This window comes from Geodermatophilus sp. SYSU D00814 (genome assembly GCF_054050055.1).
Genome location: NZ_JBJGYP010000038.1, coordinates 1 through 12,250, shown reverse-complemented (window position 1 = coordinate 12,250; position 12,250 = coordinate 1). Strand labels below are relative to the sequence as shown.

Annotated in this window: 14 protein-coding genes; 10 read left to right on the top strand and 4 right to left on the bottom strand. The window is 72.9% G+C overall.

What is annotated here, in order from left to right; translation table 11 throughout:
* Positions 1 to 6: 6 nt before the first annotated feature.
* The 4 genes from ctaE to qcrB are packed head-to-tail and all read left to right on the top strand — an operon-like array spanning position 7 to position 4,334.
* Complete coding sequence (gene ctaE / locus ACI780_RS21595) at positions 7 to 621, top strand: aa3-type cytochrome oxidase subunit III (RefSeq protein WP_281252194.1); 615 nt, start codon at positions 7 to 9, stop codon at positions 619 to 621.
* A gap of 7 nt (positions 622 to 628) precedes the next feature.
* Positions 629 to 1,507 (top strand): cytochrome bc1 complex diheme cytochrome c subunit, encoded by an 879-nt coding sequence (gene qcrC, locus ACI780_RS21590; protein ID WP_456870065.1) that lies wholly within the window; start codon positions 629 to 631, stop codon positions 1,505 to 1,507.
* Positions 1,504 to 2,616, top strand: coding sequence for a cytochrome bc1 complex Rieske iron-sulfur subunit (gene qcrA / locus ACI780_RS21585; protein ID WP_456870064.1), 1,113 nt, complete (start codon positions 1,504 to 1,506; stop codon positions 2,614 to 2,616). Before qcrC ends, qcrA begins: the two co-directional genes overlap by 4 nt.
* Positions 2,616 to 4,334 carry a cytochrome bc1 complex cytochrome b subunit gene (qcrB, locus tag ACI780_RS21580; RefSeq protein ID WP_456870063.1) on the top strand — a complete coding sequence of 573 codons (1,719 nt, stop codon included), beginning with the start codon at positions 2,616 to 2,618 and terminating at the stop codon, positions 4,332 to 4,334. Before qcrA ends, qcrB begins: the two co-directional genes overlap by 1 nt.
* Positions 4,335 to 4,862: 528 nt before the next feature.
* Here qcrB and ACI780_RS21575 read toward each other — a convergent pair.
* Positions 4,863 to 5,267 carry a cytochrome c oxidase subunit 4 gene (locus tag ACI780_RS21575; RefSeq protein ID WP_456870062.1) on the bottom strand — a complete coding sequence of 135 codons (405 nt, stop codon included), beginning with the start codon at positions 5,265 to 5,267 and terminating at the stop codon, positions 4,863 to 4,865.
* 51 nt (positions 5,268 to 5,318) lie between these two features.
* The gene (ctaC, locus tag ACI780_RS21570; protein WP_456870061.1) at positions 5,319 to 6,191 is read right to left on the bottom strand and encodes an aa3-type cytochrome oxidase subunit II; all 873 of its coding nucleotides are present in this window, start codon (positions 6,189 to 6,191) and stop codon (positions 5,319 to 5,321) included.
* Positions 6,192 to 6,468: 277 nt separating this feature from the next.
* On the opposite strand from ctaC, the gene ACI780_RS21565 reads away from it, so the two are divergent.
* From ACI780_RS21565 to asnB, 3 genes are read left to right on the top strand one after another with little or no spacing between them, the layout of a single operon-like run.
* A complete protein-coding gene (locus ACI780_RS21565; protein ID WP_456870060.1) occupies positions 6,469 to 6,834 on the top strand; it encodes a metalloprotease in 366 nt (121 codons plus the stop codon).
* A complete protein-coding gene (locus ACI780_RS21560; RefSeq protein ID WP_456870059.1) occupies positions 6,824 to 7,210 on the top strand; it encodes a DUF3817 domain-containing protein in 387 nt (128 codons plus the stop codon). Before ACI780_RS21565 ends, ACI780_RS21560 begins: the two co-directional genes overlap by 11 nt.
* A 47-nt stretch (positions 7,211 to 7,257) precedes the next feature.
* On the top strand, positions 7,258 to 9,192 hold the full coding sequence (asnB, locus tag ACI780_RS21555; RefSeq protein ID WP_457005668.1) for an asparagine synthase (glutamine-hydrolyzing): 1,935 nt from the start codon (positions 7,258 to 7,260) through the stop codon (positions 9,190 to 9,192).
* A gap of 124 nt (positions 9,193 to 9,316) precedes the next feature.
* Here asnB and ACI780_RS21550 read toward each other — a convergent pair whose 3' ends face one another.
* On the bottom strand, positions 9,317 to 9,673 hold the full coding sequence (locus tag ACI780_RS21550; protein ID WP_091367274.1) for a HesB/IscA family protein: 357 nt from the start codon (positions 9,671 to 9,673) through the stop codon (positions 9,317 to 9,319).
* A 141-nt stretch (positions 9,674 to 9,814) separates the two neighbouring features.
* On the opposite strand from ACI780_RS21550, the gene ACI780_RS21545 reads away from it, so the two are divergent.
* Positions 9,815 to 10,429: a DUF3043 domain-containing protein gene (locus ACI780_RS21545; RefSeq protein WP_456870057.1), complete on the top strand. Its 615-nt coding sequence runs from the start codon at positions 9,815 to 9,817 to the stop codon at positions 10,427 to 10,429.
* A gap of 3 nt (positions 10,430 to 10,432) precedes the next feature.
* Here ACI780_RS21545 and ACI780_RS21540 read toward each other — a convergent pair whose 3' ends face one another.
* The gene (locus ACI780_RS21540) at positions 10,433 to 11,278 is read right to left on the bottom strand and encodes an alpha/beta fold hydrolase (RefSeq protein WP_457005666.1); all 846 of its coding nucleotides are present in this window, start codon (positions 11,276 to 11,278) and stop codon (positions 10,433 to 10,435) included.
* 66 nt (positions 11,279 to 11,344) lie between these two features.
* On the opposite strand from ACI780_RS21540, the gene ACI780_RS21535 reads away from it, so the two are divergent.
* Both ACI780_RS21535 and ACI780_RS21530 read left to right on the top strand, forming a co-directional pair.
* Positions 11,345 to 11,902 carry a TetR/AcrR family transcriptional regulator gene (locus ACI780_RS21535; RefSeq protein WP_457005664.1) on the top strand — a complete coding sequence of 186 codons (558 nt, stop codon included), beginning with the start codon at positions 11,345 to 11,347 and terminating at the stop codon, positions 11,900 to 11,902.
* Positions 11,903 to 11,941: 39 nt separating this feature from the next.
* Positions 11,942 to 12,250, top strand: a 309-nt coding sequence (locus ACI780_RS21530) for an aldo/keto reductase (protein WP_457005662.1), incomplete at its 3' end; no start/stop codon positions are given.

Genomic DNA, 12,250 nt, shown 5'->3' with positions numbered 1-12,250 from the left:
GACGTCGTGACAACGGCCCCCGTGGCGAGCAGCACCTTCGACACCTCGCGGGTGCACTCCCTGACCCGACCGAACATGGTCAGCGTCGGCACGATCATCTGGCTCTCCAGCGAGCTGATGTTCTTCGCCGGGCTGTTCGCCATGTACTTCACCGCGCGCGCCCGCGCGACCGAGGGCTGGCCCCCGGAACCGACCGAACTGAACCTGCCCTACGCGCTGTTCTTCACGCTGATCCTGGTGGCGTCCTCGGTCACCTGCCAGATCGGCGTCTTCGCGGCGGAGAGCGGCAACGTCTACGGCCTGCGCCGGTGGTTCACGATCACCTTCGTCATGGGCCTGGTCTTCGTCCTGGCCCAGTTCAACGAGTACCGGGTGCTGGTCACCGAGCACGGGACGTCGATCTCGAGCTCGACGTACGGCTCGGTGTTCTACCTGACGACCGGCTTCCACGCGCTGCACGTCATCGGCGGCCTGGTCGCGTTCGTCTACGTGCTCATCCGGTCCACCATGGGCCGTTTCACGCCGGCACAGGCGACCTCGGCGATCGTGGTCTCCTACTACTGGCACTTCGTCGACGTCGTGTGGGTCGGGCTCTTCGCCACGATCTACCTGATCCGCTAGGGAACCGGTGTCCACTCCGAACCCGCACTCCGACACCCAGCCCGACGAGGGCGCGCGCCGGTCCCGCTGGTCGCGCCGTCCTGCCGAGGGCACCCCGGCCGCGGCGGCCCGCGTCCGCCGCCGCTCCAGGCAGCGGCGGCGGCTGGGCAACGTCGCCGGCCTGATGGCCGGCCTCGTGCTCACCGGCGCCCTGTACTCCGTCGTCGCGCCCGGCGCGCTGGCCGCGCCCGAGGGCAGCGAGTCCAGCGCCGAGGCCGCCGGCCGGGAGCTGTACGAGCGCAGCTGCATCAGCTGCCACGGCGAGAACCTCGAGGGCGTGCCCAACCGCGGCCCGTCGCTCATCGGTGTCGGCGAGGCCGCCGTGTACTTCCAGGTCCACACCGGCCGCATGCCGCTGGTGCGCCAGGACGCGCAGGCCCCCGACAAGCCGGCGGTCTTCTCCGACGAGGAGATCGACCAGCTGATGGCCTACGTGCAGGCCAACGGCGGCGGCCCGACGCTCCCCTCCGGCGACCTGCGCGACGGCGACCTCGCGGCCGGCGGCGAGCTGTTCCGGCTCAACTGCGCCTCCTGCCACAACTTCGTCGGCGAGGGCGGCGCGCTGTCCTCGGGCAAGTACGCCCCGAGCCTCGAGGACGCCAACGACCTCGAGATCTACACGGCCATGCTGAGCGGCCCGGAGAACATGCCGGTGTTCGGGGACAACCAGCTCACCCCCGAGGACAAGCGGGCGATCATCAACTACATCCAGACGGTCACCGACATGCCCGACCCGGGCGGTGCCGGCATCGGCCGCATCGGGCCGGTGGGCGAGGGCGTCGTCATCTGGGTCGTCGGCATCTCCGCGCTGATGTTCGGGATCTTCTGGATGGGGAGCAAGGCGTGACCACGCACGACACCCGCCCCGGCAGCACCGGCGGGTCGGACACCCCCGGCCCGCTCTACGGCGGCCCGGACGACGACTACACCCCCGAGCAGCTCGCGGCGATGCCGCGTGAGGAGCTCGACCGGCTCGGCGCGCGCTACGACCACGTCGAGGTCCTCCACGTCGACCCGGGCCCCGAGCCCGGCTCGGCGGTCGAGAAGCGCGCCGTGCGCCAGGTCGGGCTGATGTTCGCCCTGGCCGGGCTGTCGGCGTTCGCCTTCTGCGTGGTCTACGCCGGCGCCGGCTGGTTCCTGCCCGACTGGCAGTGGGAGCTCGGCAGCAGCACCTTCAGCACCCTGTACACGCCGCTGCTGGGCCTGCTCATGGGCCTGGCGTTCACCTTCTTCGGCGTCGGGCTGGTGCTCTACACCAAGAAGCTGCTGCCCCACGAGACGGCGGTGCAGGACAAGCACGACGGGTCGCACTTCGACCGCGTGACCACCGGCGCCACCCTGGTCGGCGGCCTGCACAACTCGGGCCTGGCGCGGCGCAAGCTGATCACCCGGACGCTGGTGTTCATGGGCGGCGGCCTCGGGCTGATGCTGCTCGCCCCGCTCGGCGGCCTCATCAAGAACCCCAACCGCGGCAACCCGCTCGGCACCACCTCGTGGGCCGAGGGCGTGCGGCTGGTCCGCGACGACGGCACCCCGATCCGCCCCGGCGACCAGGTGCCCGGCTCGCTGGAGACGGTGTTCCCGGCCGTCCCCGGCGGCAACCGGCAGACCGACGTCGCCACCATGCTGATCCGGCTGCGTCCCTCGCAGCAGGACGCGGCGGTGCCGCGGGCGGGCCAGGAGGACTTCGGCTACGGCGACTACGTGGCCTACTCCAAGATCTGCACGCACGCCGGCTGCCCGGTGTCGCTGTACGAGCAGGAGACCAGCCGCATCCTCTGCCCTTGCCACCAGTCGCAGTTCGACGTCACGCAGGGCGCCAAGCCGGTCTTCGGCCCGGCCACCCGCTCGCTGCCGCAGCTGCCCATCACGGTCGACGACGAGGGGTTCTTCGTCGCGCGCAGCGACTACATTGAGGCCGTGGGTCCCACCTACTGGAACCGGGAGCGCATCTGATGGCTCGCACCGCCACCGCCCCGGGAGCGCCCAAGACGCTCGCGGGCAGGGCCGCTCTCGAGGTCGACGACCGGCTCATCGTCGCCGGTCCGCTGCGCCGGACGCTGAACAAGGTCTTCCCCGACCACTGGTCGTTCCTGCTCGGGGAGATCGCGCTCTACTCGTTCATCATCCTGCTGCTCACCGGCACGTACCTGACGTTCTTCTTCCAGGCCTCGATGACCGAGGTCACCTACGACGGCTCGTACGCGCCGCTGCGCGGCGTCGAGATGTCGATCGCGTACGCGTCGACGCTCGACATCTCCTTCGACGTCCGCGGCGGTCTGCTGATCCGGCAGATCCACCACTGGGCCGCGCTGCTGTTCATGGCGTCGATCGTCTGCCACATGCTGCGGATCTTCTTCACCGGCGCGTTCCGCCGGCCGCGGGAGACCAACTGGCTCATCGGTGTCACGCTGCTGATCCTCGGCATCTTCGAGGGCTTCGCCGGCTACTCGATGCCCGACGACCTGCTCTCGGGCACCGGCCTGCGGATCATGTCGGCGATCATCCTGTCGATCCCGGTCATCGGCACCTGGGCGCACTGGGCGGTGTTCGGCGGTGACTACGTCGGTGACCTGATCGTCGGGCGGCTCTACATCGCCCACGTGCTCATCATCCCGGCGATCATCCTCGGGCTGATCGCGCTGCACCTGCTGATCCTGGTCAAGCAGAAGCACACCCAGTTCCCCGGCCCCGGCCGCACGGAGCACAACGTCGTCGGCAACCGGCTCTTCCCGACCTTCGCCGGGAAGGCGACCGGCCTGCTGCTCGTCGTCTTCGGGGTGTGTGCCGCCCTCGGTGGCCTGGTGCAGATCAACCCGCTGTGGCTGTGGGGTCCGTACAACCCCGCCCAGGTCTCGGCCGCCTCGCAGCCGGACTGGTACGTGATGTTCCTCGACGGGTCCACGCGTCTGTTCCCGGCCTGGGACATCTACCTGCCGGGCAACTACAACATCCCGGCGCTGTTCTGGCCGACCGTGGTGCTCCCGGGCATCATCTTCACGCTCCTGCTCGCCTACCCGATGCTGGAGCGGGTGCTGACCGGCGACACCGCGTCGCACCACCTGCTGCAGCGCCCGCGCGACGTGCCCGTGCGCACCTCGCTCGGCATGATGGCGATCGCCTTCTACGTGGTGCTGCTGCTCTCCGGCGCCAACGACGTCATCGCCGACAAGTTCGACATCAGCCTCAACGCGATGACGTGGATCGGCCGCATCGGCCTGATCATCCTGCCGCCGATCGCCTACGTGATCACCTACCGGATCTGCCTGGGTCTCCAGCAGCACGACCGCGAGGTGCTCGAGCACGGCATCGAGACCGGTGTCATCCGCCGGCTGCCGCACGGTGAGTTCATCGAGGTCCACCAGCCGCTCGGCCCGGTCGACGAGCACGGCCACGGCGAGCTCGCCTACGGCGGCGCCCCGGTGCCGAAGAAGATGAACCAGGTCGGTGGCGCCCGGCGCGCCATCCGCGGCTTCTTCTCCCCCATCGAGGAGCCCCAGGCGGTCGAGCTCGAGCAGCGCGGCGAGGAGCGGGGCCTGGCCCCGGCCGACCCGCACCGCGAGCTGACCACCAGCGGGCGTCCCACCGAGGGCGGTCGCCCGTCCGACGGCGGGCGTCCCTCCGAGGGTGGCCGCCCGTCCGAGGGTGGCCGGCCTCAGGAGCCGCGCGACTGAGCACGACGCCCTGAGAGGGGCGGCCAGCAGGGCCCCGGTGGAGTCTCTCCACCGGGGCCCTGCTGCGTTCGCGGGCCGTACGCGGCCACGGAGGTCCTCCGGCCGTGCCGGCCGGCCTCTCCGTGCCGGGCTGCACGACCACGCGGCAGGCGCCCGGTGTGCCCGGCCGCGCCACCGGTCCCCGCTCCCCGGCCGCCGGTCCTCGCGGGCCGTCTGCGCCGGCGCCCCACGCGGCGTCCGCCGGGTGTTCGCAGGGCGGCGCGACCGCCCCAGCCGCTGCCCGTCCGTCGGTCAGGCGGCTCCGTGACCGCCCCCTCGCTGCCGTCCACCCCCGCCCGTCCCGGCCCCTGAGGGGCCGCACGGCGCTCCTCCGCTCCCCCGTACCACCGGGTGGACCCCTGCCGGCGGGGAGGCCGGGGCCACACAGCCGACGCCGGTGGGCCCCGGTCACCGTCGTCCGGGAGCCCCGCAGACGCACGAGGGCCCTCCCCCGCGGTGCGGGAGAGGGCCCTCGAGAGGTCGGGACGGTCAGCTGGACTGCGCGTTCTGCCCGACGTAGTACTCGAACAGCAGGCCGCCGATGGTGATCAGCAGCGCGACCACGCCGATGGCGATGAGCCAGTAGTACCAGAAGGCCATGCCGTAGCCGGTGATGGCCGCGCCCAGCGCGATGCCGAAGGGCCAGTAGCTGGCCGGGCTGAAGAAGCCCAGCTCACCGGCGCCCTCGGCGATCTCGGCGTCCTTGCGGTCCTCCGGCCGGGCGTCGATGCGCCGGGATATGAACCAGAAGAAGCCACCGATCAGGCCGGTGAGGCCCGCGGACAGGATCAGCGCCGTCGTGCCGATCGGCTCGCGGCTCCAGAAGCCGTACACGGCCGCGGTGACGATGCAGAAGACCGCGATGAGGTTGAAGATGAGCGCCTCGACCTTCACGGTCGTCCTCCCTGCGCAGCGTCGGTGCGGTGGTCGATTCCGCCGGTCACGTCAGTTGGCTGCCTGCTGGTAGTACCCGTCGCCCACGCGGAAGGGACGGGTGGTGGTGGCCTCGCCGTCCTGGCCGATGGACTCCAGGGCCTCGCGGGTGGACTCGCCGGCCTCGCGGGCGTCCAGGTAGGCCTCGTAGTCCTCGGCGCTGACCACGCGGACCTCGAAGTTCATGTAGGCGTGGTAGGTGCCGCACAGCTCGGCGCAGCGGCCGACGTAGGCGCCCTCCTCGGTGGCGCGCACCTCGAACACGTTGTCCCGGCCGTTCTCGTTGCCCGGGATGACGTCGAGCTTGAAGAGGAACTCCGGCACCCAGAACGAGTGGATGACGTCGGCGGAGGCGACCTCGAAGCGGACGTCCTCGTCGACCGGCATGACCAGGATCGGGATCTCGTCGGTGGAGCCGACCGTGTTCACCGGCTCGCCGTCGTCACCGGTGGTCTCCGGGTAGACGAACTGCCAGTTCCACTTGAAGGCGTTGACCGCGATCGTGGCGCCGGGGTCGTCGCTGCGCTCCTGGACGTCGTTCTGCACCGAGACGGTGAAGAAGAACAGGACCGCGATGATGACGAACGGGACGATGGAGTACGCGATCTCCAGCGGCAGGTTGTAGGCCGTCTGCCGCGGCAGCTCGTCGCCGCGCTTCCGGTGGAAGACGACCGACCAGATGATCAGCCCCCAGACCAGGAAGCCGACGACGAGCGCGGCGATCACCGACCCGGTCCACAGCTCGCGGACCTGGGTGGCCTCCTCCGTGACGCCCTCGGGGAAACCGAAGCGCCAGAACTCGTTGTTGAGGTCGCACCCGGTGAGGGTGAGCACCCCCAGGAGACCGAGCGCGGCGACCCGCGCGAGCCTGCTGCGTCGAGCCACTGCCCGCTGCCTCCTCGTCCCTCCGCCCGGGCGTCCCGGGCGGCTCTGCCGGCGTCGCGCCGGTGGGTGCCCCACTTCGGACTTCGCGCCGGACGCCAGTCGGATCCGAGACTATCCGACCGCCCCCGGGGGCCGCCGACCGGAGACCCGGGAGCGGCGGGTCGGCCGGGGCTGCGGTGACGGCACACGACGGCGGTGACGAGATGCACTGCCCGCGCACGCCCGGTGTCCGCCCGGAGCCGCCGTCGGACCCGGCGGGGCGGTTAGAGTCGGAAGCGTGTGGACGCGGCTGCTGACCCCGAGGTGGGTGCTCCTGCACCTGCTGGTCGCCGCCCTGTTCGTCGCCACCTTCTTCCTCGGCGCCTGGCAGCTGGGCAAGGCCGAGAACGGCGGCGGTGCGGTCAACTGGAGCTACGCGCTGCAGTGGCCGCTCTACGGGTTCATGGGCCTGTGGTTCTACGTGCGCATGGTGCGCGAGGAACTGCGCCGCGACCCCGACGAGGACGAGCCCGGCAACGCCGTGGTGCTCTACCAGCGGCCGCGGATCGACACCACCGGCGACCCCGAGCTGGCCGCCTACAACGCCTACCTCGCCGAGCTCAACGAGCGGGCGCTGGGCCAGCGGGGTCCCGGTGGCAGCTGAGCAGTCCGCCGCGCAGACCACGGCGCGGTCCCGGCTCCCCCGGGCGCTGGCCCGCCGCGTCGGCAGGGACGTCCCCGCCGCCCTGACCCGGTACCGGGTGATGGCCTGGATCGTCGGCGTGCTGCTCATCGCGCTGGTCCTGGTCGCCGTCCCGCTCAAGTACGCCGCCGGCCTCGACGGACCGGTCGCGGTCATCGGCACCGCCCACGGCTGGCTCTACGCGATCTTCTTCCTGACCGCCTGCGACCTCGCGCTGCGCGCCCGGTGGACCCTGCGCGGGACCGTCCTGGTGCTGGTCGCCGGCACCGTCCCGATCCTGTCCTTCGTCGCCGAGCGGATCGCCACCCGCACGACCCGCGCCGGCGAGCGCCTCTGACCCCGTCCGGCACCGGCCGGGCACGATCCCCCGGGAGACCTGCGCCCATGTGCGGCCTGCTGGCCTACCTGTCCACCGACGCGCCCCGGGTCTCCGAGACCCACGTCGACGACGTCCGCGAGGCACTGCACTGCCTGCACCACCGCGGCCCCGACGACACCGCGGTGTGGTCCGACGGCCACGTCGTCCTGGGCTTCAACCGGCTGTCGATCATCGACGTCGAGGGCAGCCCGCAGCCGCTGCCCTACGCCGGTGACCGCTACCGGATCCTGTTCAACGGCGAGATCTACAACTACGTCGAGCTGCGCGAGGAGCTGCAGGCGGCCGGTCTGCAGCTGGCCACCCACGGCGACACCGAGACCATCGTCGCGGGGTACCACCTGTGGGGCCAGGACGTCGTCCGGCGGCTGCGCGGGATGTTCGCCTTCGTCATCTGGGACACCCAGACCGGCACCGCGTTCGGCGCCCGCGACCCCTTTGGCATCAAGCCGCTGTTCACCGCGCGCCTCGCCGACGGCGGGCTGGTCTTCAGCTCGGAGAAGAAGGCGCTGCTGCAGCTGCTCGGCGGCAGCGCGGCGGCGGGCGGCGTCGACCCCGCGTCCCTGCAGCACTACCTCACGCTGCAGTACGTCCCCGAGCCGGCGACCCTGCACCGCGGCATCCGGCGGATCGAGAGCGGCACCAGCTTCACCGTCGTCGACGGCGAGCTGGCCACCAGCCGCTACTTCCACCCGGCCTGGCAGCCGCGGCCGGTGCCCGCCGGCGGCGAGCAGGAGCTGTACGACCGCATCGCCGCCGTCCTCGACGAGTCGGTGGCCAAGCACATGCGCGCCGACGTCACCGTCGGGTCGTTCCTCTCCAGCGGCATCGACTCCACGGCGATCGCCGCGCTGGCGCACCGCTACAACCCCGACCTGATGACCTTCACCGTCGGCTTCCGGCGGCAGGCGCAGTCGGAGGTCGAGATCGCCGCGGAGTCGGCGTCGATCCTGGGCGTGAAGCACGTGCCGGTGGAGGTCACCGCCGAGGAGTTCGCCGCGGCCATCCCCGAGGTGGTCTGGTACCTCGACGACCCGGTGGCCGACCCCGCGCTCGTGCCGCTGTACTTCGTCGCCCGCGAGGCCCGCAAGCACGTCAAGGTGGTGCTGTCGGGCGAGGGCGCCGACGAGCTGTTCGGCGGCTACACCATCTACCGCGAGCCGATCAGCCTGGCCTGGGCCTCGGGGCTGCCCCCGGCCGCCCGCCGGGCGATGGCCCGGATCGCCGACCTGCTGCCCGAGGGCGTGCGCGGGCAGGACCTGCTGCGGCGCGCGTCGACCCCGCTCGAGCAGCGGTACTACGGCAACGCCCGCAACATGCGCGACGACGAGCTCGCCGCGCTGCTGCCCGGCCGCGACCCCGACCTGTCGCACGTCGCGGTGACCGAGGACCTGTACCGGCGCACCCGCGAGGCCGGCTACGACGACGTGACGGCGATGCAGTACGTCGACCTGTTCACCTGGCTGCGCGGCGACATCCTGGTCAAGGCCGACAAGATGACCATGGCCAACTCGCTGGAGCTGCGGGTGCCCTTCCTCGACCCCGAGGTGTTCGCGATCGCGAGCTCGCTGCCGGTCGGGCAGCGGGTGCCGCGGCGCGGGGACGCCACCAAGTACGCGCTGCGGCAGGCGATGCGGCAGATCGTGCCGCCGCGGATCATGAACCGGCGCAAGCTGGGCTTCCCGGTGCCGACGGCGGAGTTCCTCGCCGGCCCGCTGCACGAGTGGGCCCGCGGCATCGTCACCGACAGCCAGACCCAGCAGTGGCTCGACCGCGACGTCGTCCTCGGCCTGCTCGACCGCCTGCGCGCCGAGGAGGTGCCCAGCAAGCGGGTCGCCCGTCAGCTGTGGTCGGTGCTGGTGTTCATGGTGTGGCACGGGATCTTCGTCGAGGACCGGATCGTCGTCGACGTCCCGGAGACGCACTACCCGGTCACGCTCTGAGAACGCAGAACGGCGCCCGTCCCCGGTGGGGACGGGCGCCGTTCCTGGCGACGTGCTGGAACGGCCCCGCCGCTGGGTCCCGGGGCGCGCGGAGCGTGTCCCGGGGGGCGACGGGGTCCTCCCGTCAGTGGAAGCTGTCGCCGCACGCGCAGGAGCCCTGCGCGTTGGGGTTGTCGATCGTGAAGCCCTGCTTCTCGATGGTGTCGACGAAGTCGATCACCGCGCCGCCCAGGTACGGGCCGCTCATCCGGTCGACGATGACCTCGACGCCACCGAACTCGTAGGTCTGGTCGCCGTCGAGGAACCGCTCGTCGAAGAAGAGCTGGTAGCGCAGGCCGGAGCAGCCACCGGGCTGGACGGCGATGCGCAGACGCAGGTCGTCGCGGCCCTCCTGGTCCAGCAGCGCCTTGACCTTCGAGGCGGCCGGCTCGCTGAGCAGCACGCCGGTGCTGCCGGGGGTCTCGGTGTCCTGCACCGTCATGTTCTGTCCTCCCACATCCGAGGGCGTCCGTTGCGGCACTCCCTGCCGCTGCCAACACCGCCGTGGCGGAGCCTGTTCCACTGTACGGCGCGCGGCCGCGCGGGCCAGTCCCCTGCGCGGGGCGCCGTAGACTGCACGGTCGTGAAGCTCCGCCTGCCCGGGCGCCGGGACCGCGTGACGACGGCGACCGAGACCGCCCCGGACACCGCCGCCGACGGCGTCGCGCTGGTGAAGTCCGGCGGCAAGGGCCGGCCCACGCCCAGGCGCACCGAGGCCCAGGGGCGCCGTCCCGGACCGCCTCCGCCTCCGCCCACCACGCGCAAGGAGGCCTACGCACGCGCGCGCCAGCAGCAGGCGCAGCGTCGCGCCGACACCCGCGCCGGGATGGCCCGCGGCGACGACTCCTACCTGCCGGCCCGCGACCGCGGCCCGGTCCGCCGGCTGGTCCGCGACCTCGTCGACGCCCGCCGCAACGCCGGCAGCTACTTCCTGCCGGTCGCCGCGCTCGTCCTCGTCGGCTACTTCATCCCCAGCCCGGCGGTGCAGAACTACACGGTGCTGCTCTGGTTCCTCTTCTTCCTGGTGATCATCGTCGACTCGGTGTTCCTCGGCCGGCGGATCAAGCGGGAGGTCGCCCGGCGGTTCCCCGACCAGAAGGCGACCAAGGGCGTGGTCTGGTACGGCGTCAGCCGCGCCACGATGATCCGCCGCTGGCGGTTCCCCAAGCCCGAGGTCGCCCTCGGCGCCGACGTCTGACGGTCAGGCCACCACGGCGCCGACGACGTCGCGCACGGCCGCGGCCACCGCGTCGGGCCGGTCCCACGGCACGAACGTCCGGGCGTCGTCGAGCCAGGTGACCTCCGTCCCCAGCAGCCGGGCCAGCCGCTCGGCGTCGCGGGGCGGGAAGACACGGTCGCGCCGGCCCCAGACGACGGCGGCGGACACCCGGAGCCGGCCCAGCGCCGGGACGGCGTCGAGCAGGGGTCCGCGCCGGACCGCGGCGACGAACGCGGCGAGGTCGGCCCGCACTCCCGCGTCCGTGCGGGCGGGGTGCAGCAGGTCGGCGACCAGCGACCGGCCGAGGCCGCGGACGCTGAAGAGGTTGACCCGGCCCGGGTCGGCGAGCAGCCGGGGGACGCCGAGGACGCGCACGACGGCCGCGGCCACACCCGGGACGCGGACGGCACGCGGCAGTGGGCGCAGCAGCGGGGGCGGGAAGTGCTCGAACGCGTCGCACCCCGCGAGCACCAGCCCCGCCACCCGTCCGGGCGCGGCCGCGGCGGCCAGCTGGGCGAGCGCTCCCCCGGTGTCGTTGCCGAGCAGCACCGCGGTGTCGGCGTCGACCCCGTCGAGGACGTCGAGCAGCGCGGCGGCGACCGTCTCCGGCGTCAGCGCCGACCGGTCGGGCACCGGACGGCGGTGGGCGCCCAGCGGCAGGTCGGGGACGACGACGCGGATCCCCGGCCCGAGCGCGCCGACCACGCCGTCCCACAGCCGGCCGTCGAGCATCAGCCCGTGCACCGCCAGCACGACCGGCCCTCCCCCGGTCGCCGTCTGCCGTACCCGGACCGGTCCCACCCGCGTCGCCACCGTCGTCCCGTCCATGACCGCCTCCTCCGTCCGTGGGTTCTGTAGCACCTGCTACACGGGTCTCAATGTAGCGTGTGCTACATGACGGCGGCAAGGGAACCGGGACAGCGCGAGGCGTACCTGGCCGGAGCCGTGGAGCACGTCCTCCGCGAGGGCGTGACTACCCTGTCGCTGCGCCCGCTCGCCGCGGCCCTGGGCACCAGCGACCGGATGCTCCTGTACTACTTCGGCACCCGGGAGAACCTGCTGTCCGCGGTGCTCGACGAGGTCGGCCGGCAGTTGCAGGCCGGCCTGGCCGCCGCCCTGCCCGGTGACGCCGTCCCGCCCGGCCGTCTCCTGCCGGTCCTGTGGGCGTCGGTGCAGGACGCCGGAGCGGAGGCGCACGTCCGGCTGTACCTGGAGGTGTCGGGCCTGGCCGCGCGCGGGCGGCAGCCCTACGCCGACCTCGCCCGCCGGGTCGCGGAGGACTGGCTGGCCTGGGTGGGGCCGCGTCTCGACGTCGACGACGCCGAGCGCCCCGCGGCCGCCGCCGGCCTGCTGGCGGCCCTCGACGGCGTGCTGCTGGTCCGTGCCGTGGCCGGTCCCGAGCGGGCGCACGCGGCGGCGGACTGGCTGGCCGGGCGACTGTCGGGCACCTGAGCGGGTGGGCGGGGCGCCGCGGGGCTAGCGTCGGGTCACGTGGAGTACCGACGCCTCGGCCGTTCCGGCCTGACCATCTCCGAGATCGCCTACGGCAACTGGCTCACCCACGGTGGCCAGGTCGAGGAGGACGCCGCGCAGGCCTGCGTGCGCGCCGCCCTCGACGCCGGCATCACGACCTTCGACACCGCCGACGTCTACGCCGGCACCCGCGCCGAGGCGGTCCTCGGCCGCGGGGGGGGGGGGGGGGGGGGGGGGGGGGGGGGGGGGGTGGGGGGGGTGGTGGTGGGGGGCGCGCGCGGGGGCGCCGGGGGGGCGGGGGGGGGGGGGGGGGGGGGGGGGGGGGTG

What these genes read in the sequence shown, in the direction of transcription:
- qcrB (WP_456870063.1), top strand. Translation starts at nt 2,616, where the DNA reads ATGGCTCGCACCGCCACCGCCCCGGGAGCGCCCAAGACGCTCGCGGGC.
- asnB (WP_457005668.1), top strand. Translation starts at nt 7,258, where the DNA reads ATGTGCGGCCTGCTGGCCTACCTGTCCACCGACGCGCCCCGGGTCTCC.
- ACI780_RS21550 (WP_091367274.1), bottom strand. Translation starts at nt 9,673, where the DNA reads ATGACGGTGCAGGACACCGAGACCCCCGGCAGCACCGGCGTGCTGCTC.
- ACI780_RS21540 (WP_457005666.1), bottom strand. Translation starts at nt 11,278, where the DNA reads ATGGACGGGACGACGGTGGCGACGCGGGTGGGACCGGTCCGGGTACGG.
- ACI780_RS21535 (WP_457005664.1), top strand. Translation starts at nt 11,345, where the DNA reads ATGACGGCGGCAAGGGAACCGGGACAGCGCGAGGCGTACCTGGCCGGA.